Genomic DNA, 24,229 nt, shown 5'->3' with positions numbered 1-24,229 from the left:
TTATGCGGTATCTGGCCTCAATTGCACTGGCGCTCATTGTCTCCCTCGGGTTGTTCTGGGGGATGGACAAGCTAGTAAACAAAGAGCGCCACGAGTTAGTGTCGAATGATGACCTGCGTATGGTCGAGTTTATTCGCATTAAACCAGACGAAAAAATACAGGAGAAAAAACGCGAACTTCCAAAGCCACCACCGCCTAAGCGTCCGCCGCCGCCGCCAGAAATGAAAGTGACAGCGACAGTAAAACCGGTGATGGAGCAGACCCCAATGGATATGCCAAAGCTTGACCTACCCGTAAATGTTACAGGTGGTTCGGTGCTTGGACATTATAGCCAGGGTGGAGGTGCGCAACTCGCGGGTAGCGGAGGTCCAACACCTCTAGCGACATTCCAACCTCAAATGCCTAGGAAGGCTGCGAAAGCAGGAATAGAAAAAGGGGTCGTCTTATTAGAGTTTACTGTAAACGCACGTGGTGCCGTAGAGGACATCAAAGTTCTTAAAGAGCAACCACGACGCTTAGGCCTCGGTCGAGCGGCAAGAAAAACAGTCTCTAAATGGACATTTAAACCAAAATTGGTTGACGGGAAACCTGTTAGCTCGCGCCTATCGCAAGAAATAGAGTTCTCAACCAATTAAGGAGTCACGATGAAAAGTTTATGGAAAAGCAAAGTGGCTTCTTTAATTCTCTTCGCAGGAGTGGCAATGGCCGCTCCTACGATGGCAAAAGAAGCTCCTCAGTTATCAGATCGGACATTTCGAACCGTTAACAAAGTGCAAGAGTTGATCGCAACTGAAAAATATTCAGCAGCAAAAGAAAAACTAGCAAGCGCTTTAGAAAGCACAAGTTCGAAAAAATACGACCGAGCAGTTTTACTTCAGCAGACTGGCTTTTTGTATTCGCTACAAGACAATTATGTGCAAGCAGCAAAATACTTTGCCGAAGCATTACAGCTCGACGCACTTCCCGTTCCTGTTGCTCAACAAGTTCGCTACAGCTTGGCTCAGCTTTACCTAGCTGAAGAAAAGTATACGTTGTCTGTAAAAACGATGAAGGAATGGTTCAAGGTTGCAGAAACAACCAAAGAGAAGCCTCAAGCTCATGCTTATATCACGTTAGCGAGCGCTTATGTTCAGTTGGAAGATTACAGAAATGCAATCCCACCAACCAAAAAAGCCATCGCGATGAGCAAGAGCCCAAGTGAGTCTTGGTACTTAATTCTCGTTGCATCTCACTACGAGTTAGGCCAGCTGAAAAGCGTTGCCAGTGTACTCAAAACTCTGACTTCAAAGTACCCTCAGAAAAAGCGTTACTGGATGCAACTTTCTGGTGTCTACATGGAGCTAGGTCAAGAACGCAACTCTCTAGCCACCCTAGAAATGGTTTACAAAATGGGGAAACTAGAAGGAGAGAAGGAATATTTACGCTTTGTAAACTTCTTGGCTTATCAAGGTATTCCATATAAAGCAGCCAAAACTCTTGAAAAGGAAATGGCAGCTGGAAACATTGAAAAGACGAAGGAAAACTATGACCGCCTAGCCAGTTTCTGGCAGCAAGCTAAAGAGCTAGATAAATCAATTCTCGCTTATAAAAAGTCATATAACCTCGCTCCTTCTGCTAAAACGCAAATTCAGATTGCTCGCTTAATGATACAAGACAAGCAGTATTCTGAAGCAACTCGTTTTGTAGAAAGCGCGGCATCCAGTGCCTCTAAAGAGCAAAAGGCAGAACTTGAATACATTCGCGGGATGGCCTATTTCGAGCTTAAGCAACCACAAAAGGCCTTGCAGGCAATGAAAGGCGCTGCTCAATCGCCAAAATTCAGGTCAACTGTTAGCCCTTGGATAAATTTCCTAGAGTCTCAAGGATAATTCGAAGATTAAGTGTGAGTCAGTCGCACGCCTGGGGAAGTGAAAGCTTCCCCTTTTTTCCGTTTTATCTTTATTAACCCCTATTTTTAACCAGAGTCACTCACGCAAGCCAAATCGGGACTCTAAACCTAAAATCAGCACACTAAACGGTTGTAGAAATGGTTTTAGCGCGGATGGTAAGTCCTGTACCACGCTCCTTCTTCGCTGTTTAGGAACACTCTGCCGTAAGTAACTATTTCATCTGGGACGATCACAGACAGAAAGATCAACTGGTAACAAAATAGAGATCATGATACTCTTCGCCTCCATTTTTCTGGCGGGATTATCACCAAGATCCACTCCTTTGGTGGTTGATTTCTCAATGCCAGTGCTATCGTTATAAGAATGTCGAACTTTCCTTCGGCACTCAATCAATCCAATCAAAAGTGGAACAGTACAATGGGCAAAGGTACTCTCTATATCGTATCTGCACCTAGCGGCGCAGGTAAATCTAGCTTGATCTCAGCGATGTTGGAACGCAACCCAACCTACGCAATGAAAGTGTCTGTGTCTCACACCACGCGCAACATGCGACCAGGTGAAGAAAATGGTGTCCACTACCATTTTGTAGCGAAAGATGAGTTTGAAGCCCTGATCGCTAAAGGTGACTTCCTAGAATACGCAGAAGTGTTTGGTAATTATTACGGCACATCTCGTGTATGGATTGAAGAAACACTAAATAAAGGTATCGACGTTTTTCTAGATATCGACTGGCAAGGCGCACGCCAAATCCGTGAACAAATGCCAGAAGCCAAAAGCATCTTCATCCTGCCACCATCAAACGGTGAGTTAGAGCGCCGCTTGAACACTCGTGGTCAAGATAGCGATGAAGTGATCGCAAAGCGTATGGCTGAAGCCAAGTCGGAAATCTCTCATTACAACGAGTACGACTACGTGATCGTAAACGACGATTTTGATACCGCTTTGATGGATTTTAAAGCTATCTTGCGTGCTGAAAGATTGAAGGAAGAAAAGCAAGCTGCTAAATATAAAGGTATGCTTGACGCGTTGTTAGCAGAGTAACTTCAAAAAAGTCACGCTGTAAAACATAAAAGAATTTCCCGTTTTTTGCCCAGTGCGAAAAACACAATAAACTACCTGAGAAAGTCCACAAACGGTGGCTTGTCTAATTGCTAGTAAATAAAGTAGTTAGGTTGTATACTTTCTCGTCATTCTAAAATTTTAGTTAACTATTTGGAGTCCTCATGGCACGCGTAACTGTTCAAGACGCTGTTGAAAAAGTTGGCAACCGTTTCGACCTAGTACTGATTGCGGCTCGCCGCGCTCGTCAAATGCAAACTGGCGGTAAAGATGCACTAGTGCCAGAAGAGAACGATAAGCCAACGGTTATCGCTCTACGCGAAATCGAAGAAGGTTTAATTACTAAAGAAGTTCTAGACGCTCGTGAACGTCAAGAACAGCAAGAGCAAGAAGCGGCAGAGCTAGCGGCAGTAAGCAGCATCGCTCACAACCGTTAATTCTGACTTTAGAATTCAACAACCTCCCGGGCCTATAATTTGTATCTATTCGATAGCCTCAAAGACGTTGCCCAAGAATACCTAACAGAGCCTCAGATTGAGGCTCTGCGTCAATCTTATGTGGTAGCGAGAGATGCCCATGAAGGGCAAACCCGCTCTAGCGGTGAACCATACATCATCCACCCTGTCGCAGTGGCTCGTATCTTGGCCGAAATGCGCCTTGATATCGAAACCCTCCAAGCTGCTTTGCTGCATGACGTCATTGAAGACTGTGATGTAACTAAAGAAGATCTCGAAGAGAAATTCGGCAACACTGTCGCAGAATTGGTTGATGGTGTATCTAAACTGGACAAACTCAAATTCCGCGATAGGAAAGAGGCTCAGGCTGAGAACTTTCGTAAGATGGTTCTGGCCATGGTGCAAGATATCCGCGTCATTCTGATCAAACTGGCTGACCGCACGCACAACATGCGTACGCTTGGCGCGCTTCGACCAGATAAAAAGCGTCGTATTGCTCGTGAAACATTAGAAATTTACGCGCCCCTCGCTCATCGTCTTGGTATTCACAATATCAAAACCGAACTCGAAGAGTTGGGCTTTGAGGCGCTATATCCCAACCGCTACCGCGTACTGAAAGAAGTGGTTAAAGCCGCACGTGGTAATCGTAAAGAGATGATCCAACGCATTCACAGCGAAATAGAAGGCCGTCTGCAAGATTTCGGCTTGAATGCTCGCGTCGTTGGTCGTGAGAAAAACCTGTTCTCTATCTATAACAAGATGAAAACCAAAGAACAGCGCTTTCACACCATCATGGATATCTATGCGTTCCGAGTCGTTGTTGATACCGCTGATACTTGTTATCGCGTTTTAGGCCAAGTACACAGCTTGTATAAGCCACGTCCTGGTCGCATGAAAGATTACATCGCGGTACCAAAGGCGAACGGCTACCAATCGCTACACACTTCCATGGTTGGTCCACACGGCGTACCTGTTGAAGTTCAGATCCGTACTGAAGATATGGATCAAATGGCGGACAAAGGTGTCGCGGCACACTGGTCTTACAAAGACAAAGGCGACAAGTCTGGCACCACTGCGCAAGTAAAAGCTCAGCGTTGGATGCAAAGCCTGTTAGAGCTACAACAAAGCGCGGGTAACTCATTCGAATTCATTGAAAACGTAAAATCCGATCTTTTCCCAGATGAGATTTACGTCTTCACACCAAAAGGTCGTATCGTTGAATTACCTTTAGGCGCAACGGCTGTCGACTTTGCCTATGCCGTACATACCGATGTAGGCAACTCTTGTGTTGGTGCTCGTGTTGATCGTAACCCTTACCCATTGAGTAAGGCATTGAAAAACGGTCAGACGGTGGAAATTATCAGTGCCCCTGGTGCGCGTCCGAATGCGGCATGGCTAAACTATGTCGTGACTTCTCGTGCCCGCACTAAGATTCGACAAGTACTGAAAACGATGCGTCGTGAAGAGTCGATTACTTTAGGTCGTCGCCTACTTAATCACGCACTTGGCCGTCACTCGATTGATTCAATTTATCCAGAAAATATCCAAGAAGTCTTGAATGATCTTCGCCTAGAAAGCATCGATGATTTATTGGCTGCTATTGGATTGGGTGAGTTGATGAGCATTGTGATCGCACGTCGTCTCCTTGGTGACACCGAAGAGCTCACAACAACAAGTTCAATCCCAACGGACTCGAAGAAGAAGCTTCCGATTCGTGGCGCAGAAGGCTTATTGCTGACGTTTGCAAATTGTTGTCATCCTATCCCAGATGATCACATCATTGCTCACGTATCGCCTGGTCGTGGTTTGGTTGTTCACCGAGAAACATGTCCGAACGTTCGTGGTTATCAGAAAGAGCCAGACCGTTATATGGCTGTCGCTTGGTCTGAAGACTACGATAAAGAGTTCATTGCTGAACTTAAAGTCGACATGCTTAACAACCAAGGTGCTCTTGCAGAACTGACCAACGTGATCTCGAAAACAGGGTCAAACATTCATGGTCTTTCAACGGAAGAACGTGATGGTCGTTTATACACTGTGACAGTGCTGTTGACGACGAAAGATCGTGTCCACCTTGCTGGTATCATGCGTAAGATTAAGGCAATGCCTCAAGCAACCCGAGTCAGACGCAGAAAGAACTAACCTCTATCGCCACCTACTCTGTTAGGTGGCGATTTTTTATACCTCAATAAATATGAACCTAGAACGTTACAACCGTATTCACCAAGTCCTAAAAACTCGCCAAACTGATCTGACACTTTGTCTCGAAGAAGTACATAAGCCAAACAACGTCTCTGCTGTGATCCGCACCGCTGACGCGACAGGCTTACACAAAGTTCACGCAATTTGGCCAGACAAAATGCGTACGCTGAGCCATACCTCAGCTGGCGCGCGTAACTGGGTTGAAGTGGATACTCACGATTCGATTGAAACTGCGATTACCGAACTCAAAGCGCAAGGTATGCAGGTTTTGGTGACCAATCTTTCGGACACCGCCGTCGATTTTCGCGAGATCGACTACACCAGACCAACGGCAATCATTTTAGGCAGTGAAAAAGTTGGCGCTTCGGAGCAAGCCAAACAGCTTGCCGATCAAGACATTATTATCCCAATGGTGGGCATGGTGCAGTCACTAAACGTATCGGTTGCCAGTGCCGTAATTTTGTATGAAGCGCAACGTCAACGTGAAGCCGCAGGCATGTACGACCGAGAAGAAAGCGCTCTGCCTAAAGAGACAATCAACCGTATTCTCTTTGAACGTGGTCACCCAGTGCTGGCAAAGGTCGCGAAACGAAAAGGGCTCGTTTACCCACCACTCGATGAAGAAGGTCAAATCATCGCCGATGACGCGTGGTGGCAAGAGATGCAAAGCAAGTAACAGACTTTCGTCATCCTGAACGGCGGCGAAGGAGCGTGGTTCAGGATCTAATTCTCAAATATACAGATGCTGATAGTGTTAACTTCAGCGACATACTTGTTGGAAATAGAATCCTGATGTCGCTAAAGCTCCTCGGAATGATAGGTTATCAGTCAAATCATGACACTAACTAAAGCATGACTATTTTTTCCTGTACAAAAACACAGCTCCATGGTTAACATACTGCTATGTTAACCATTTTCTTGAGCCCTCTATGTCCGCCCAAATGTTATCTGCCGTCCCATTAACCTCCCTTTCTGGAGTTGGCGCGAAAGTCGCAGAAAAACTAGCCAAAGTTGGCTTACATAGCGTTCAAGATTTGCTGTTTCACCTTCCGTTACGCTACGAAGATCGTACTCGTATTTACCCTATTGCCAAACTGCATGCTGGCCTTTGGGCGGCAGTGCAAGGTAAGGTCATGGTAGTCGACACCATCTTCGGTAAGCGCAAAATGCTAACGGTAAAAATCAGCGACGGTAATGGCACTATCACGCTGCGCTTTTTCAACTTTACCGCAGCCATGAAGAACAATTTCACGCAAGGTAAGTTAGTACATGCTTACGGTGAAATTAAGCGCGGTGGCATGGGTTTGGAAATTGTTCATCCTGACTACAAGTTTTACGTCAGCGAGCAAAAGCCCGATGTAGAACAGAGCTTAACCCCTGTTTATCCCACCACCGATGGATTGCGTCAAATCACATTGCGCAACCTTACCGAACAAGCTTTAGCCCTGCTTGATAAAACCGCAGTGCAGGAATTACTTCCAGCGGGGTTGTATGACCATCAAATCACGATGTCGCAAGCGCTGCACACCATTCATCGCCCACCACCAACCATTAATTTAGATGAGTTTGACGAAGGCAAACATCCTGCCCAAATCCGCTTGATCATGGAAGAATTGCTCGCACAAAACTTATCGATGCTAGCGGTGCGTAGCAAAGGTCAGAAGGATTCAGCGCTACCTCTCAGTCCTTGTAATAAACTAAAAACGCAGCTTTTAGCCCAACTGCCTTTCTCTCCTACAAACGCTCAAACCCGAGTAGTACAAGAGATTGAAGCCGATCTAGAAAAACCGCACCCAATGATGCGATTAGTGCAAGGCGATGTTGGTTCGGGGAAAACGTTGGTTGCCGCTTTGGCCGCTGTTAGAGCCATTGAGCATGGCCATCAGGTGGCACTCATGGCGCCAACCGAACTATTGGCCGAGCAACACGCTATCAACTTCGCAAACTGGTTTGAAACAATGGGCATTCAAGTCGGTTGGTTAGCGGGCAAACTCAAAGGTAAGGCAAAGGAAGCCGAGTTGGCTCGTATTGCCAGTGGTGAAGCACAAATGGTAGTGGGTACTCACGCGCTATTCCAAGAGCACGTTGAATTTCATCACCTTGCTTTGGTCATCATTGATGAACAGCACCGCTTCGGTGTCCATCAGCGATTAGAATTGCGTGAAAAAGGCGCAAAACAAGGCGCCTATCCACATCAGTTGATCATGACGGCGACGCCTATTCCTCGCACCTTAGCCATGACCGCTTACGCCGATCTGGAAACTTCCGTGATTGACGAACTACCACCGGGTCGAACGCCGATTCAAACCGTTGCTATTCCTGATACAAAACGTGACGACATCGTCGAGCGTGTCCGAAATGCCTGCTTAAACGAAGGCAAGCAGGCATATTGGGTGTGTACCCTGATTGATGAGTCGGAAGTATTAGAAGCGCAAGCCGCGGCAGATACCGCAGAAGAGCTTCAACGTAAGCTACCGGACGTAAAAATTGGTCTAGTACACGGACGAATGAAGCCGGCAGAGAAACAAGCGGTGATGCAAGATTTCAAAGACAATAAACTGCATTTGCTGGTCGCAACGACAGTGATTGAAGTTGGTGTGGATGTGCCAAACTCTAGCTTGATGATCATAGAAAACCCTGAACGTCTTGGTTTGGCACAATTACACCAGTTAAGAGGTCGCGTGGGCCGAGGTTCCGTTGCTAGCCATTGTGTGCTGCTGTACCACTCTCCGCTGTCAAAAACCGCGCAAAAACGTCTCGGAGTACTACGTGAAAGTAACGATGGCTTCGTCATTGCGCAGAAAGACCTAGAAATTCGTGGCCCTGGAGAACTATTGGGTACAAAGCAGACAGGTCTTGCTGATTTCAAAATCGCAGACTTAGTTCGAGATCAACGTCTGATTCCCGAAGTTCAGCGTATTGCGCGTCATATTCATGACAATTACCCGACTAACGCAACAGCAATTATCGATCGCTGGTTGGGTGAGCGGGATATTTACTCCAAAGCGTAATGATTGAAAGCGAGCCAAATGGCTCGTTTTTTAATACGCCAAAAACAAAGCAAACGTTTGCTTTTTGAGTAAATCTCTCTATAATCGCGCACAAATTTTTAAGTGTGTTAGATCACACTCCACCAACCTGAGTTGACTCTGATTAACAGCAATCACAGGTAACGACGTCAACTCCACCCTGCTCTCCCATTCAGCGAGAACTAGGGAAATATTGCGACTAGCGAGACAAACAATGACAACTTCAAACCGATCTTCGGAACTGGTCTATCAACTCAACGATCGACCACCTTTGCCTCAAACCATTTTTGCCGCACTTCAGCACTTATTGGCGATGTTCGTTGCGGTGATTACACCTTCATTAATCATTTGCCAATCTTTGGGCGTTCCGGCCGATCAAACCAACACCATTATCAGCATGTCGCTGTTTGCATCTGGTGTTTCTTCCTTTATCCAAATCCGTACCTTTGGCCCTATTGGCTCCGGCTTGCTATCGGTGCAAGGCACCAGCTTTAACTTTTTGGGTCCAATCATCGGTGCGGGTTTATCACTCAAAGCAGGTGGCGCGGACATCAGCACCATGATGGCGGCGATTTTCGGTACGATTTTAGTCGCCTCTTTTGCCGAGATCTTACTGTCTCGTGTGCTTGAGCATGCCCGCCGAATCATCACTCCGCTTGTTTCAGGCATCGTCGTCACTCTTATCGGTCTCACACTGATTCAAGTCGGCTTAGTATCAATGGGCGGTGGCTACGCAGCATTAAATGAAGGAACCTTCGGCAGCTTAGACAAACTTGCTCTGGCTGGGACGGTACTTGGATTAATTGTGATTTTAAACCGCTCGAAAAACCCATACATCCGTGTGGCTTCAATCGTGATTGCGATGCTAGTGGGCTACATCATGGCGTATTTTATGGGGATGGTAGATACTTCTCAGCTAGGCGCAACCGAGATCGTAGCACTGCCCGTACCAATGCAATATGGCTTATCGTTTGACTGGTCTCTGTTCATTCCGCTGGTACTGATTTTCTTTATTACCGCACTAGAAGCCATCGGTGATATTACCGCAACATCTGAAGTGTCTGGTGAGCCAGTAAAAGGCCCAGTGTACATGAAACGCATTAAGGGCGGTGTGTTAGCAGACGGCTTAAACTCTGCAATCGCAGCCGTTTTCAACAGCTTCCCGAACTCAACGTTTAGCCAGAATAACGGCATCATCATGCTAACAGGAGTCGCGAGCCGCTACGTTGGTTACTTTATTTCTGGCATGTTAGTGATTCTTGGCTTGTTTCCTGGCGTCGCTAGCTTTGTTCAGCTGATTCCTGAGCCAGTACTTGGCGGCGCAACGATTGTCATGTTTGGTACGATTGCTGCCGCTGGTGTGCGTATTATCTCTCGTGTTGAGCTCGATCGCCGCGCAATTCTGATCATGGCCTTATCCTTCTCAATGGGACTTGGTATCGCACAAAAACCAGAGATCCTGCAATTTATGCCAGAATTTATTAAGAGTATTTTCTCAACTGGTGTTGCAGCAGGTGGCATCACAGCGATCATTTTAAATCTACTTCTGCCAGAGAAACTGGAAGACGAAGATGAACTTCCTCAGGAAGTGAAAGAGTCTTAAGATTATTGAGAATAAGAAAAGCCCAACCTATTTAGGTTGGGCTTTTTGTTTAAAGGGTGCAGGCCATCGACTTACTTGGTAGGAAAGCTGATTTGAGCGATTAAACCGCCTTCACTGCGATTACGCATCACCACAGAGCCTGAATGTTGGCTGATTATACGCTTCACAATCGCCAACCCTAGCCCAGTGCCTTCACTACCGCGAGCGGTGTCACCACGCGTAAAGGGTTCAAATAACCTCGCGATTTGAGAATGCTCAATACCCGGTCCGTTGTCCTCTACTGAGATCCACACTAGCTGCTTATCTGCTGTCACACCAGTGCTGATTTTGACCCAGCCATTACCATAACGTAGCGCATTCACAACTAAGTTACTGATCGCCCGCTTAATCGCAATCGCACTTCCTTTGGCTGGCGGCAAGTTAAGATTAAGATCTGTTTCAATTTCAACCTCATAACCACCTTCAGAACTGGCGACGTCACTGGCAATCGTACTGATATCAACCGCTTCAAACGATTCTTGGTTCACCGGTTTGAGGTAATCCATAAACTGACTGATGATCTCATTACATTCTTCCGTATCGCTAATGATCCCCTCCGCAAGATAGCTGTCCTCAGGAGACATCATTTCTGTCGCTAGGCGAATACGCGTCAGAGGCGTTCGTAAGTCATGGCTAATCCCCGCCATTAATAAGGCTCGGTCTTCTTCTAGCTCTTGAATACCTTTCGACATTTGATTAAAGGCTCGAGTTACAGAGCGAATTTCCGATGCGCCTTTTTCTGCCAACGGTGGCGGGATTTCGCCTCGACCGACGTCTTTCGCGGCTCTCTCTAAAGCCAAAAGTGGGCGGTTTTGTAAACGAATAAACAACCAACCACCAGCAATGATCAGCAGCGCCATAATCAAGCTGTTACGAAACAGCGGTGCAAAATCTTCTTCTTGCAGCTCAGATAAAGGAATACGAATGATGGAGTTCGGCAACTTTTCGATGTGCATCCACAAAATGTAACTTTCATCGCCAAGCAATAAGCGCACTTCTGTAGGCGAACCCAGCTCTTGGCTCATTTCTTCAGACATCAAATCAATCGACATTGCGTGATGAAATTCAATCGCCTTATCGCTATCGAGACTATGAACCGTCACCCCTAGTCTTTCTAATAATTGACGTCTTAACGGTGCATCAGACTTTAAAGGTCCTTCATCATCAAGCACTAAATTGAGCTCATGGGCGAGAATTTTATTGAACTGCTGCAAACTCGGCATCAACGCGTAGTTAAAAACGGCGTAATAAGAGAAAACTTGGCTCGCGAGAAGCAAAGAGATGAACAGCAGAATAGATTGTGTCAGTGAACTTCGGATGCGCATGGAACGTTCCTAGTGGTCCTAATCGCGAAATTTCAGCCTTCAAAGGGAAGGTAATGAAGGCTGAAGTTGCTATAGCCAAGTGCTGGCTATGGAGTGAAGAGGTTACACCTCTTTGCCGTCTGGGACGAAAACATAACCTAGGCCCCATACGGTTTGAATGTAGCGCGGCTTGCTCGGATCGTCTTCTAACATGCGACGTAAACGTGAGATTTGTACGTCAATAGAACGTTCCATTGCAGAATATTCACGGCCACGCGCCATGTTCATCAATTTGTCTCGTGACATTGGCTCACGTGCATTCATCACGAGCGCCTTTAGGACAGCAAACTCTCCAGAGGTGAGTGGCATTGCCTCATCACCGCGGAACATCTCGCGAGTGCCTAGATTGAGTCGGAACTCCCCGAACTCCACCACTTTTTCTTCCGTGCTTGGTGCACCCGGCAACTCTACGGTTTGGCGGCGTAATACGGCCTTGATGCGAGCCAATAATTCGCGTGGGTTAAACGGTTTTGGCAAATAATCATCCGCCCCTACCTCAAGACCTACGATGCGGTCCACTTCATCACCTTTCGCGGTGAGCATTAAGATTGGCAACATATTGTTCGCGTGGCGTAGACGACGACAAATTGACAAACCGTCTTCACCTGGCAACATTAGGTCTAGCACCATTAAGTGAAAGTTTTCGCGCGTTAGTAGGCGATCCATCTGTTCGCCATTGGCGACACTTCGTACCTGAAAACCTTGCTCAGAAAGGTAACGCTCCAATAGAGCACGTAAACGAGCATCGTCATCAACCACTAAAATTTTATGATTTTCTTGCATTGAAACATCCTTTCAGAAGCGTCTATTGTCGAAAATGTATCACTGTTTTTCCTAACGTGCTCAAGCAAATTGTTACTCTTTTTATCTTAAGCGCTTTATTCTCTCTCTAGCAGGTATTTTCAGCACCTACTATTGACCATAATTCCATTCCAGTTCACGTTTGGCCTCAAGCAGCTCTTGCTGTGCCTCAGCCAGCTTGTGACGTTTTTTCTCAATTTTGTCTGCTTTCCCTGAATGCTGAGCTTCGACTAATTCTTCCTCTCGCTCCTCAACTTCTTTAGTCTTTTCTTCCACTTCTGCTTGCAGCTCTTGCCGCAGCTCACCTTCCGAGCATTCATTCTGGATAGCGGAAAGTGCTTGCTCCAAGCCTTTAATGCGATGCTCATTACCTTGCGCTTTTGCATACTCAAGCTGCTGCTCTACCGCTAACTCTTTAGCGTCACAGCCTTTCACTTCATCTTGAGCAAAAACTGAAAGTGAGAATCCTATTGTTAGTGCAGCACTACACATGACTGCTTTGTTCATTTTACTTCTCCGAGAAAGGCACCATGCCTTTATACCAAATATTCTGACGTTGAGACCCAAGTCACTTCTAGTGAACTTCATGAGACTTGAATCGGTGATAAAGCCTCAGTCTTCCGAGGCCGGTTGAGTGTATTCAATTGAGTTGATGAACCACTCTTTTTCACCTTCTGGGGTGCGTACCGTGAACTCTTCATCCACTTGTTTTTTCAACATCGCTCGCGCCATAGGTGAATCGATAGAGATGTAGTCTTTCGCATCGCCATAAATCTCTTCAGGCCCGACAATACGAAACTTTTTCACTTCTCCTGCCTCATTTTCTATTTCCACCCATGCACCAAAAAAGACTTTGCCTTCTTGTTGCGGAGAATAGTCAACGATCGTGACTTCTGGCAGGAATTTACGAAGGAAGCGGACACGACGGTCGATCTGACGGAGTAAACGTTTATTGAAGGTGTAATCCGCATTTTCTGAGCGATCGCCCAGGCTCGCAGCCCAAGTGACGATCTTGGTGATTTCCGGACGCTTTTCATTCCAAAGGTAATCATGCTCTTGTTTGAGTTTGTTGTAACCTTCTCGTGTAATCAGCTTAGTTTTCAAATTAACTCCTATCTCAACTAAAAAATGCTGCTCTTTGGCAGCATTAAGGAGATGATATACCCAAAGATCCAATGTTGTTCAGGCTTTGGGTATCAAGGTGATAAGGCGGCCAGAGTGTTACTTTTCGTAATCCGGTTTTTGCGTCACGATGTAATTCGTATCACTCGAAACAACCGCGCCATGTTTTAGGAAGTTTTTACCTAAAATCATGCTGTAATGGAAGCGACCTCGGTCCTGTAAGTTGACTCGGATCTTCTTCTCTAATTCGCCAAGCTTAACATGCATTTCAACCACAGGGCGTACGTTCGCTTTCTCACCTTTCTTCGCTTTAATACGCATGACATCAACAACAGGCTTAGTAAACGCCTGTTTCATGCCAAGATCGTTCTCATAGGTAAAGCTCACCATGTCTTTGCCGTCTTTCTTAAACTGCTTGATGTTCTTAGCATTGATTGAGCTTACATCTGCACCCGTGTCTAACTTCACAGGGAAAGACATCCCCTCAACTTCCGCCACTTCGATGTGGCCAGCTTTGAAAAGTGGCCTTGCATCTAGTAGATGGTCTGCGCGAGTGTTCAGCAACACACCACCCTTGGCTATGTCATGACCAAAGACGAAAAAGGGTTGAGTGTCACCCTCATCAAGCACATCGAGCGCAAACTTCATTGATGTGTCTTTCCTACCGAGAAGAAAGTCTCCTTCAACAACAGGGCGCACCGCGCTGCCAACCTTGAGCTTTTTCAACACTGGTTTGGTGATTTTTTCTTCTTTCCCCTCATCGTTCATTAAATAAAACGTGACGGACTCATCCTTACCTTTTTCTGTTACTTCAAACCCATTTACACGCAGTAATGGCGTTTTCACAGTAAAAGTGGGGTAAGCAGGGACGGTATAACCATCAATGGTGACCTGTTCTTCTGGTGAAACGACAAGAGGTTTTGATTTGAGCGCGCTTTTGAACGTTTTTTCTACGCCACCCAGTAGATTTTCTCTGTCCGTATCAATAACAAAGTGCTGACTCGCGACGTCCCGACCTAAGCGAATTTGCGAACTGAACTTACTGCGATCACGCAGATACACCAACCAACGTTGAGTTTCATTTTCGCCGACTTTGACGGGTAAATAGACTAAAGGGCGCTCGCTTTTGGTCGTTTTCAGCATTCGTACCAAGGGTAATGTCATTGGATGACGCTTGCCATTCTCGCCCTCTAACATAAAAGAGACTTCGTTATGCTTTTTGTCTACCTTGATGTCCAGTGCATGGACGTTGGTATAACGGCTAGAAGTTGAGATGCTGATCTTATATGGCACACCTTCGACTTCAACCGTCTCTTTTTTGCCAATCATTTTTGCGCGTGGCTGTTCTTGAAGGTAATCGTAACCAGCGAAGACCCATGCGTTATCATCGAGATAGGTTTTACCAATCAAGATAGGAGAAGAGAATTGCGTACGCTTGGTCAGGTTCACTTCCGTATCAACGGTGTGACCAGCGATTGTCATCGGCATTTTTATTGTCGGGCGTAGGATGGGCTTTTTGCTTGTTCGGCTGCGAATCGCGCTCACTCTTTCCAGATCATCGGTAATCTGTATTTCCTTCCCTGTATAAGGGTGAGGAACCGTAAAGCTAACCTTTACTTGATATGGCTTAAAGCTGTCGGCGTCCCACTTTGCCTTCGTACCACCTAAGTCATCGACAATCGCCCAAAGTAACTCGTTATCTTTCAAATCTTGGTAATCTGGGTGTGAGCTACTGACATGGATATTCTCCGCATGCATCGATGTCGTATCTGCACCAGTATCAATCTTGCCAATAAATGGCACCGCTTTTAGTTCCGGAATGTCACTGTAGTAGACGCTCTCCACACGCCCTAGTACCAATTTGTTATCGAGCTGATAAACGGGAGCTTGTGTGGTTCCTGAGATAGATTGCGCCCAACTAAGCGGGGCGACAAGTAAGGCACTCGTAAGCGCTAACGCCAAAGACATTTTTTTCATCATGATTATCCGTATAAGCCGAGGTACATTTAGTGATATCAACAACCGTGGAATTAGGTTAGTCGATAACTGCGGATATAAGTTCTCAATTTAATTACAGTTTTGACATAAATCTGACTGATGTCCACCAGCGCCCGGTAAATTTTTGCCTCGTTAATTTAAAACATTGCAAATTCTTCGAATGACCCCAATGTTCTATACAACCCAAACCGAATTAAAAGAGAAAACACGGATGAGCCAAGCTATCTGTCGCATGATTGCTCAAGAACTGAATGTTCGCCCAGAGCAAGTCAACGCCGCTGTCACCCTAATTGATGATGGCAACACTGTCCCTTTTATTGCACGTTACCGCAAAGAGGTGACGGGGGGCCTTGATGATACCCAGCTGCGTACTTTGGACAGCCGTCTGTCTTACCTTCGTGAAATGGATGATCGCCGTCAAACCATCCTCAAATCAATCCAAGAGCAAGGCAAACTGACGCCAGAGCTAGAACAAGAGATCGCGCAGGCAGACAGCAAAACTCGTCTTGAAGACTTATACCTACCTTACAAACCCAAGCGTCGTACGAAAGGTCAGATCGCGATTGAGGCTGGTCTTGAGCCACTCGCAGATCAACTTTGGAATCATCCACAAACCGAGCCAGAAAGCGAAGCAAGCAAATACCTTGATGCAGACAAAGGCATCGCAGACACCAAAGCTGCATTGGATGGCGCTCGCGCGATCATCATGGAGCGCATCGCAGAAGACGCAAACTTACTGGAAAAAATTCGCAACCACTTAAATCGCAATGCGGAACTGGTTTCACGAGTCGTTGAAGGCAAAGAGCAAGAAGGCGAGAAGTTTAAAGATTACTTCAACCACAACGAGCCCCTAAGCAAAGTGCCATCGCACCGCGCACTGGCGATGCTACGCGGCCGTAACGAAGGCTTCCTGACATTGGCGATGAACGCTGATCCAGAACAGGAAGAAGGCGCTCGTCAGTCTTACTGCGAAACGATTATCGCCGACCATTATGGCGTAACGCTAAGCAGCGCACCGGCGGATACCTGGCGTAAGCAAGTGATCAGCTGGGCATGGCGCATCAAAGTATCGATGCACATGGAAACCGAGCTAATGGGCGCAATGAAAGAGCGCGCTGAAATCGAAGCGATTGAAGTATTCGCCACTAACCTAAAAGACTTGTTGATGGCAGCACCGGCTGGCCCTCGTGCAACACTTGGTCTCGATCCGGGTCTGCGTACAGGTTCAAAAATCGCGGTTGTCGACTCAACAGGTAAAGTGCTTGCAACCGAAACCATCTACCCTCACCCACCACAAAAACAATACGACAAGTCAGCACAAATCGTTGAGCAGTTGGTGCGTAAGTACAACGTGGATTTGATTGCGATTGGTAACGGTACGGCTTCACGTGAAACCGACAGCTTTGTCGCAGACGTCATCAAACGTGGCAACCTGAAAGTTCAGAAGATCATCGTAAGTGAAGCGGGGGCTTCGGTTTACTCAGCGTCTGAGCTTGCAGCAAAAGAGTTCCCGAATATGGACGTATCACTGCGTGGTGCAGTGTCGATTGCACGTCGTTTGCAAGATCCATTGGCTGAACTCGTGAAAATTGATCCGAAATCTATTGGTGTGGGTCAATACCAGCACGATGTAAGCCAATCTATGTTGGCAAAACGCCTAGATGCGATTGTGGAAGACTGTGTAAACGCGGTTGGTGTTGATGTGAACACTGCTTCTGCGGCGCTACTGACGCGCGTAGCAGGCTTATCAAGCACCATCGCGCAGAACATTGTCGACTTCCGCGATGAAAACGGTCGCTTCGAAGCACGTACAACCTTGAAGAAAGTACCTCGTTTAGGTCCTAAGGCGTTCGAGCAGTGTGCGGGCTTCCTGCGTATTATGGATGGTAAGAACCCACTTGATGCGTCTGCGGTTCACCCAGAAGCGTACCCAGTGGTCAAAGCGATTTCTGAAAAGAACAACAAAGATATCAAAGCGCTAATTGGTGATTCTAGCTTCCTAAAAGGTCTGCATGCGGTCGATTACACCGACGATAACTTCGGCGTTCCAACCATTACAGACATCATCAAAGAGTTAGACAAGCCGGGTCGTGACCCACGTCCAGAATTCAAAACGGCGACCTTTGCAGAAGGTGTAAACTCGGTATCTGACTTGGAACCGGGCATGATTCTAGAAGGCGTGGTGTCTAACGTAGCCAACTTCGGTGCCTTCGTTGATATCGGCGTTCACCAAGATGGTCTTGTGCATATTTCTGCACTGACAGATCGTTATGTGTCTGACCCACGTGAAGTGGTGAAAGCAGGCGACATCGTCAAAGTGAAAGTGATGGAAGTGGACGTGCAGCGTAAGCGCATTGGTCTATCGATGCGTATGAACGACGAACCGGGTCAAGACAACCGCAGCCAACGCTCATCAGCAGCGCCACGTCGTAATGACCAACCGCAGCGTCGTCAGCCTCGCCGTGATGATTCGTCATCGAACAGCGCGATGGGCGGTGCGTTTGCTGCAGCGTTTGCTAAAGCGAAAAAGTAACCTTACCTAGGCTTCACCGCTAACGAGCTTTCATAACTAAAAAGAAAACGCTCCAATCAGTCAACCTGCTTGGAGCGTTTTTGTTTGAGTAGGATATTGAGTCGTCATAATACTGCTATCACTTCTGACGGGGTATGGGGAGCGACTGCATGACCATAATGAAACTTGATCACCTTCCTGCGCTTTTCCATTAATCCTTCATTGATCGCAGCATCCAAAATGCGCTTTGGTAAGCGAAAGCGGATCGCGTAGCCTTTCCCCTGGTCTTCACTATACGATTTGAGCGCAAGCAAACTAAAAAGCCGTTCTAGTGTATCTTCCGGCTCTTCTTGATAACGCGTGTCGACTTCCGTTTCCATATCATAATCAGGATGCTCTGAAGGATCCCAAGAAGACTGACGTCGGCGCTTGTCATCACCTTTTACTTTTCGCTCTGCATTGGTTTTGGCCAATGCGACCGTTGGCGTTACAGGCTCTCGGACTTTATTGTCGCGAGCTGCTTGTTCCGTCTGCACATTCACGGATGGGGCGATCAGTGGCACACTTACGTTGGTCGGTGACACAATCATTGCGAACCCTCCTCAGAGTCGCCCAACTCGTCAATATGGCTTAGCTTTATTGGCTAATAAAACCTCACCAGCCTTTATATCGACCACTTTTTAAACAACTTGAGGTATTTCCGCTCGTACTTGCTCAATCGTGAGCAAACTCTCGGATTTGAACACAAAATTCGTCATGTTCGGTGATAAAAGGCGCATGAGAGGACTGATTAAAAACAAACTGCTGGGTATGAGGCAACTGTTCACTTAAATCGTTAGCTACTTTAATTGGCACCAACCCATCTAAACGGCCATAAAGACGCAACATTGGAACAGAAAGAGACGTCAACGCATCGCGCAGATCCACATCAGCAAGGATGTTTAGCCCAACCAACAGCGATTCAGGGTTTGGCTGAGGGCGCGATAGTACCGCTTGCTTGAGCTGTTTAACGTCTTTACGCGCTGATGGGCTGCCCATCGCTTGCAACGCCATAAAGCGCTCAATGGTCAGTGAGAAATCTTCTAGCAACTGAGAGGTGAACGCACTCAGTACATTCGGTTGAATGCCGCGCCACGGTTTTTCTGCGGCAAATTTTGGTGAGCTGGCAACCGTGATTAACTTGCTCACACGCTGCGGAGCATTAAGTGCAATGTGGGTTGCCACCAAGCCACCTAATGACCAGCCAAGCCAGACCGCTTTTTCTGGCGCGTCTTGCAGAACAAGGTCAGCAATTTTGGCTAAGTCTTCAGCGTGAGTTTCAGCACTGTGTCCGTACCCCGGAAGGTCGACCACATGCACTCGGAAATAAGGTTGAAGAGACTCGACCGTCTGCTGCCATACCGCACCATTCATGCCCCATCCATGAAGCAACACCAAATCTGGTCCTTGACCAAATGACTGCCAGTGTAATTTCGTGCTCATGCTCTCAATCTCTCCCACTTATTTTATTCCCTACGGCTTCAGCCAAGCGTTAGGCTGAGTAAAATATCACCATGAATACACGCTATGTTATCTCATCACTGGCAAAACATCATGCATCGTGTATTGAGCAGTCAATGCGGCCTGTGTCGGTTCCCTATTCAAACACCAAGCCACACAAATACTCTGCGCTGGTGCGAGCACTGTTTAAAATACCTAACTCCGGTAAAACGATGTCAACGCTGCGGTTTATCATTACAGAAAGAAGAAATGAGTACGGATAGTATTTGTGGTGAATGTCTTTCAAAGCCACCGCCATGGCAAATGCTATACACGTTAGGCGATTACGACTTTCCCCTTTCACGGGAAGTACAACGCTTTAAAGATCACGGAGAGTCTTGGCATGTAAAAGCATTAACCGAGCAACTGGCACAGCGCATCACCACGCCAGCTCCAATCATTACCAGTGTGCCATTGCACTGGCAGCGTTACCTGCGCCGGGGTTTTAATCAAAGTGATGTTTTAGCCCGACACCTCGCCAAGCAATTGCAGACTAATTTTGATGCGAAGGTCTTTCGTCGAGTAAAGCTCGCCCAATCACAGCGTGGTAATACCAAAACAAGCCGTGAACAAAACTTAAAAGGCGCGTTTATTCTCAATAAGCGCCCTCACTCTTCCCATGTTGCCATCGTCGATGATGTAGTCACCACAGGCAGTACCGTCCGACAATTATGTCATTTACTACTTGAAGTTGGCGTAGAAAGCATCGATATTTACTGCATCTGCAGAACACCTGCTCCTCGTTCTCTCTAGATCGCTTCGCCATGCCTTAGCATCAAAAAGACTAGACCCATACGTCAACAAGAGTAGAATAGCAGCAGTAACCTACAAATTTACTCGGGTATTCGTCGTGTCAAATATTACTATTACAGAAACTGCGCAAACGCATTTCGCTAACCTTTTAGGTCAACAACCTGAAGGCACTAACATTCGTATTTTCGTTGTGAACCCAGGTACACAAAACGCTGAGTGTGGCGTGTCTTACTGCCCACCAGAAGCAGTAGAATCGACCGACACTGAACTCTCTTACAGCGGTTTTTCAGCTTACGTGGATGAGCTAAGCCTGCCATTCCTTGAAGACGCTGAAATCGATTTTGTTACCGATAAAATGGGCTCTCAGCTAACGCTAAAAGCACCTAACGCTAAAATGCGTAAAGTTGCGGACGACGCACCACTGGTCGAGCGCGTTGAGTACGTTATCCAAACTCAAGTGAACCCACAACTTGCTGGCCACGGTGGTCACGTAAACTTGGTTGAGATCACTGAAGACGGTGTTGCGATTGTTGCATTTGGTGGCGGTTGTAATGGCTGTTCTATGGTTGACGTAACACTAAAAGAAGGCATCGAGAAAGAGCTGCTAAACCAGTTCATTGGTGAACTAACCGCAGTTCGTGATGCTACAGAACATGACCGTGGTGATCACTCTTACTACTAAGAGTAAACACTGTCAGAAAATGGGAGGCTTCGGTCTCCCATTTTTGTATCGATACTGAGGTGATGCTGAGATGCTTAGCTCGACTCGTAAAATCCGCTAGAAACTCAGGCGGAGTTCTCATATATTAAGAATCTTACGCATCTCGTAAACGCCAACGACACCAAGGAGCCAGCGTCATGCCGAAACGAACCCCACCAGAGATACTCTCATGCCAGACGGTTGCAAAATCCAAACTGTTTGCTGTGGAAGCGCTCGACCTTCGTTTTTCCAATGGTGAGCATCGTACTTATGAGCGTATGAAGCCAAGTGGACGAGATGCTGTAATGGTGGTTCCTGTAACAGAACAAGGCGATTTATTACTGGTGCGTGAATACGCCGCGGGAACTGAACGTTACGAGCTAGGTTTCCCAAAAGGGCTGATTGACCCAGGAGAAACACCACACCAAGCTGCGGATCGTGAGTTAAAAGAAGAAATCGGCTTTGGCTGCAATCAGTTAACCCCGTTGAAACAAGTTATCCTCGCGCCATCTTACTTTTCGAGCAAAATGACTCTGTTTTTAGGACAGGCGCTTTATCCAGAAAAGCAAGAAGGCGATGAGCCTGAACCACTGGAAATTGTGCGTTGGCCACTTGCGCAAGCCGAAGAGTTATTAACTCACATGGATTTCTGTGAAGCACGAAGCATCACAGCGCTAATGTTGGCACTGAAACACTTACCAAACACCACTCACAAGCATAACCAATAACGGTCATTAGAACCGAATAACACTGTGAGTAAGGACTATCACTTATGCCAATGACAAAAGATCTATCTCACCTACTTCCTCAAGTCATCGAGATTGCCCGCAGTGCTGGGCAAATGATCCTCGAAATATATGAAAAGAAGCAATACGAGGCCTACACCAAAAGTGACGAAACTCCCGTAACAAGTGCGGATATTGCAGCTCACAAGTTCATCACTGAACGCTTGAGTGATCTGACGCCTGACATTCCCGTGTTGTCAGAAGAAGACGCAGACATAAGCTTAGAGCAACGCGCTCAGTGGGAACGTTATTGGTTAGTCGACCCTCTTGATGGTACTCAAGAATTCATCGCTCGCAGTGGTGACTTTGCCACTATTATCGCGTTGGTCGACAACAATCGACCAACCATGGGCGTCGTTTACGGTCCTGTATCTGGCGTGACTTACTACGCTTATAATGGCAAAGGCGCCTGGAAAATTCCCGACATGTCGGACAGCGTCAAAATCCATACACACAAACACGAACAGCCAGAGCAAAGCATCGCAATTGCTATTAGTCGTCGCCAAGACATCAATCGTATTACTAACCGTATGAGCAGCGCCTGGAATTACGACTTAATACCGCTCGGTTCTGCGGCATTGAAAGCATGCCTCGTCGCGGAAGGGGCGGTAGATTGCTATCTCCGACTAGGTCCAACAGGTGAGTGGGACACCGCTGCGACACAATGCATTGTTGAAGAAGCTGGCGGACGTATTCTCAGCACGCAATTAGAACCGCTGTCATATAACGAGCGGGAAACACTAGAAAACCCGAACTTTATTGTTCTTGGTGATGCGGATTTACCTTGGAATGAGATTTTACAACGCAAAGATTAAGCGCCCTATCGGTAAAATTTAGAGCACAAAATTCTAGCAATAGAAAGGCCACGAATATCTTCGTGGCCTTTTCTTTTTGACCTTCTGTACAGCACTTGGAGCATTTGGCCTACTATGTTCCAATTACTTGCAAAGCTGAACGAAAGAAAACAAATCAATTAAAAATCATGGTTTTAAACTTTCACTCATTCCCAATCAAGATCGAATGTACAGCGAATAGAGGTTTTAGCTTACGATGATCCAAAAGCAAAAAGAGCTGCACAATAGCAGCTCTTTTAAGATATTGGATTTTGTCACGATAGGTTAGAAGCGCCCTTGGTAATTAAACTCATATTGACCTTGAGCATTCGGCTTACCCAACCATTTCAGTTGCTCCCCCATGCTGGATGGGAACTCTGCACCAGGTTTGAACCACGCTTTGGTTGAGTACCGTTGATTAGGCATCAGTTCAGCGGAAAACGCCGCAGAGACTTGTTTGCTGCTCTGCTCACCAGTTGCCGTCAATACACTATCCTGACAGTTTATATCGGCAATCACAGGACCGAGATCTAAGCTGCCAACGGGGCTTTGAATACCACTGGCATTCCATACTAAAGTGCCTTCACCGTTCTTACACCAAGGCGCAGCATAAGTCGCATGACGAATATTCAGCTCAAGCTGCCCATCAACACCAACAGGCACAGGGAGGCGCGCTTGCTCAACAACTTTTACCGCCGGAATCGAGGCAACTAAGTTTTTGGCATAAGGGCCATCACTTAAGCTATAGCCGACAAAACCGCGCCCACGGACGTCCATTTCACTACCACGACCAAAGCGCACAGCAAACTCAGCTTTACCTGTCAGTAGACTCGACCATTGGAAATCCCAATTAACTTCTCCAAGGTTCTGGCGCTGCCAACGAATACTAGAAGCTTGACCTTGCCATACCGAACCGTTGGCTCCTTGAATGTCCAGGCCTCTCACTGTTGGTGCTTGTTGTAACACCCAAGAGACTGGTAATCCCATTAAAAGACTGACTGAAAAAAAGACGATAAAGATAACAACGTAAAGTACTGCTCGCTTCACCTTAACCTCGCTTAAACTGAAGGCGGTTTACATCGATCATGCCCGCTTGCTCTGTTCGGTCGATATCTAAAAATTCGACTTCAATACCCTGTTGCTCTTTCAAGTAACGTAACCAATCCACTAGTTGATTAAACGCGAGTGGTTTGATCCACACTTGAACGCTCTCATTACGAGGTTGTACGCGAATCAACTCAACTTTATAACGACGAGCTGAAGAAGAAACCAACTGATTCAACGGTTGACTAGAGTAGCTCACACCGCTGCTTTTTCGCAGTGCAGTGATGCCATCCGCTTTATCTTGTACCCAAGCTAGCAACTGTTTTTCGCTTTGAATACGTGACTGAGCTAGCTCCGCACGTTGGCTCATTGGCTGTAATAAACCCCAATAAATAATACCGATAACGGCAATAGCGCCACATCCCATGACTAAACGCTGCTCACGCTGCGAGATGCTGCTCCACCAAACCTGAGCTTGAGAAATTAAGTTTTTCATCATCAC

Annotated in this window: 22 protein-coding genes; 13 read left to right on the top strand and 9 right to left on the bottom strand. The window is 46.7% G+C overall.

The window, feature by feature from the left end; translation table 11 throughout:
- Positions 1–2 precede the first annotated feature (2 nt).
- From NL626_RS15295 to NL626_RS15260, 8 genes are all read left to right on the top strand, one after another.
- Positions 3–635, top strand: a complete 633-nt coding sequence (locus NL626_RS15295) for an energy transducer TonB (RefSeq protein WP_005379353.1) — start codon at positions 3–5, stop codon at positions 633–635.
- Between the two features lie 9 nt (positions 636–644).
- A complete protein-coding gene (locus NL626_RS15290) occupies positions 645–1,868 on the top strand; it encodes a lipopolysaccharide assembly protein LapB (protein ID WP_047103757.1) in 1,224 nt (407 codons plus the stop codon).
- A gap of 438 nt (positions 1,869–2,306) precedes the next feature.
- Complete coding sequence (gene gmk / locus NL626_RS15285; protein WP_005379347.1) at positions 2,307–2,930, top strand: guanylate kinase; 624 nt, start codon at positions 2,307–2,309, stop codon at positions 2,928–2,930.
- A 182-nt stretch (positions 2,931–3,112) separates the two neighbouring features.
- On the top strand, positions 3,113–3,385 hold the full coding sequence (rpoZ, locus tag NL626_RS15280; protein ID WP_005379346.1) for a DNA-directed RNA polymerase subunit omega: 273 nt from the start codon (positions 3,113–3,115) through the stop codon (positions 3,383–3,385).
- 39 nt (positions 3,386–3,424) lie between these two features.
- Entirely contained in the window at positions 3,425–5,545 is a 2,121-nt protein-coding gene (gene spoT, locus NL626_RS15275) for a bifunctional GTP diphosphokinase/guanosine-3',5'-bis pyrophosphate 3'-pyrophosphohydrolase (protein WP_005379340.1), read from the top strand.
- Between the two features lie 52 nt (positions 5,546–5,597).
- Complete coding sequence (gene trmH, locus NL626_RS15270) at positions 5,598–6,281, top strand: tRNA (guanosine(18)-2'-O)-methyltransferase TrmH (RefSeq protein WP_017635001.1); 684 nt, start codon at positions 5,598–5,600, stop codon at positions 6,279–6,281.
- A 253-nt stretch (positions 6,282–6,534) separates the two neighbouring features.
- Positions 6,535–8,616 carry an ATP-dependent DNA helicase RecG gene (gene recG, locus NL626_RS15265; RefSeq protein WP_253657492.1) on the top strand — a complete coding sequence of 694 codons (2,082 nt, stop codon included), beginning with the start codon at positions 6,535–6,537 and terminating at the stop codon, positions 8,614–8,616.
- 232 nt (positions 8,617–8,848) lie between these two features.
- A complete protein-coding gene (locus NL626_RS15260; protein ID WP_253657491.1) occupies positions 8,849–10,237 on the top strand; it encodes a uracil-xanthine permease family protein in 1,389 nt (462 codons plus the stop codon).
- 71 nt (positions 10,238–10,308) lie between these two features.
- Here the strand turns inward: NL626_RS15260 and envZ are convergent, their stop codons facing one another.
- The 5 genes from envZ to NL626_RS15235 form a co-directional block, all read right to left on the bottom strand.
- Entirely contained in the window at positions 10,309–11,601 is a 1,293-nt protein-coding gene (gene envZ / locus NL626_RS15255) for a two-component system sensor histidine kinase EnvZ (protein ID WP_017820700.1), read from the bottom strand.
- Positions 11,602–11,703: 102 nt separating this feature from the next.
- Positions 11,704–12,423, bottom strand: a complete 720-nt coding sequence (ompR, locus tag NL626_RS15250; protein ID WP_005379333.1) for a two-component system response regulator OmpR — start codon at positions 12,421–12,423, stop codon at positions 11,704–11,706.
- A 129-nt stretch (positions 12,424–12,552) separates the two neighbouring features.
- Positions 12,553–12,948, bottom strand: coding sequence for a DUF1090 domain-containing protein (locus NL626_RS15245; protein WP_017635004.1), 396 nt, complete (start codon positions 12,946–12,948; stop codon positions 12,553–12,555).
- A 105-nt stretch (positions 12,949–13,053) separates the two neighbouring features.
- On the bottom strand, positions 13,054–13,545 hold the full coding sequence (gene greB, locus NL626_RS15240) for a transcription elongation factor GreB (protein ID WP_005379321.1): 492 nt from the start codon (positions 13,543–13,545) through the stop codon (positions 13,054–13,056).
- A gap of 117 nt (positions 13,546–13,662) precedes the next feature.
- On the bottom strand, positions 13,663–15,543 hold the full coding sequence (locus NL626_RS15235; protein ID WP_086013892.1) for a RimK/LysX family protein: 1,881 nt from the start codon (positions 15,541–15,543) through the stop codon (positions 13,663–13,665).
- Positions 15,544–15,772: 229 nt separating this feature from the next.
- Between NL626_RS15235 and NL626_RS15230 the strand changes: the two genes are divergently transcribed.
- The gene (locus NL626_RS15230; protein ID WP_005379317.1) at positions 15,773–18,094 is read left to right on the top strand and encodes a Tex family protein; all 2,322 of its coding nucleotides are present in this window, start codon (positions 15,773–15,775) and stop codon (positions 18,092–18,094) included.
- A gap of 104 nt (positions 18,095–18,198) precedes the next feature.
- Here the strand turns inward: NL626_RS15230 and NL626_RS15225 are convergent, their stop codons facing one another.
- A complete protein-coding gene (locus NL626_RS15225; RefSeq protein WP_005379316.1) occupies positions 18,199–18,663 on the bottom strand; it encodes a hypothetical protein in 465 nt (154 codons plus the stop codon).
- A 124-nt stretch (positions 18,664–18,787) separates the two neighbouring features.
- A complete protein-coding gene (gene bioH / locus NL626_RS15220) occupies positions 18,788–19,555 on the bottom strand; it encodes a pimeloyl-ACP methyl ester esterase BioH (RefSeq protein WP_182015998.1) in 768 nt (255 codons plus the stop codon).
- An 84-nt stretch (positions 19,556–19,639) separates the two neighbouring features.
- Between bioH and NL626_RS15215 the strand changes: the two genes are divergently transcribed.
- From NL626_RS15215 to cysQ, 4 genes are all read left to right on the top strand, one after another.
- The gene (locus tag NL626_RS15215) at positions 19,640–20,365 is read left to right on the top strand and encodes a ComF family protein (RefSeq protein ID WP_253657490.1); all 726 of its coding nucleotides are present in this window, start codon (positions 19,640–19,642) and stop codon (positions 20,363–20,365) included.
- 97 nt (positions 20,366–20,462) lie between these two features.
- Positions 20,463–21,047, top strand: a complete 585-nt coding sequence (gene nfuA / locus NL626_RS15210) for a Fe-S biogenesis protein NfuA (RefSeq protein ID WP_005379313.1) — start codon at positions 20,463–20,465, stop codon at positions 21,045–21,047.
- A gap of 176 nt (positions 21,048–21,223) precedes the next feature.
- Positions 21,224–21,793 carry an ADP compounds hydrolase NudE gene (gene nudE, locus NL626_RS15205; RefSeq protein WP_005379309.1) on the top strand — a complete coding sequence of 190 codons (570 nt, stop codon included), beginning with the start codon at positions 21,224–21,226 and terminating at the stop codon, positions 21,791–21,793.
- A 44-nt stretch (positions 21,794–21,837) separates the two neighbouring features.
- Positions 21,838–22,665, top strand: a complete 828-nt coding sequence (gene cysQ, locus NL626_RS15200) for a 3'(2'),5'-bisphosphate nucleotidase CysQ (protein ID WP_005379308.1) — start codon at positions 21,838–21,840, stop codon at positions 22,663–22,665.
- A gap of 303 nt (positions 22,666–22,968) precedes the next feature.
- On the opposite strand, the gene NL626_RS15195 is transcribed toward cysQ, so the two are convergent.
- A complete protein-coding gene (locus NL626_RS15195; protein WP_062730773.1) occupies positions 22,969–23,730 on the bottom strand; it encodes a type II secretion system protein N in 762 nt (253 codons plus the stop codon).
- 1 nt (position 23,731) lies between these two features.
- Complete coding sequence (locus NL626_RS15190; protein WP_005383002.1) at positions 23,732–24,223, bottom strand: type II secretion system protein M; 492 nt, start codon at positions 24,221–24,223, stop codon at positions 23,732–23,734.
- Positions 24,224–24,229 lie beyond the last annotated feature (6 nt).

The organism is Vibrio sp. Y58_MX_L22 (genome assembly GCF_024181865.1).
GTDB classification, from domain to species: Bacteria; Pseudomonadota; Gammaproteobacteria; order Enterobacterales; family Vibrionaceae; genus Vibrio; species Vibrio alginolyticus.
This window is presented reverse-complemented; position numbering and strand designations above follow the sequence as displayed.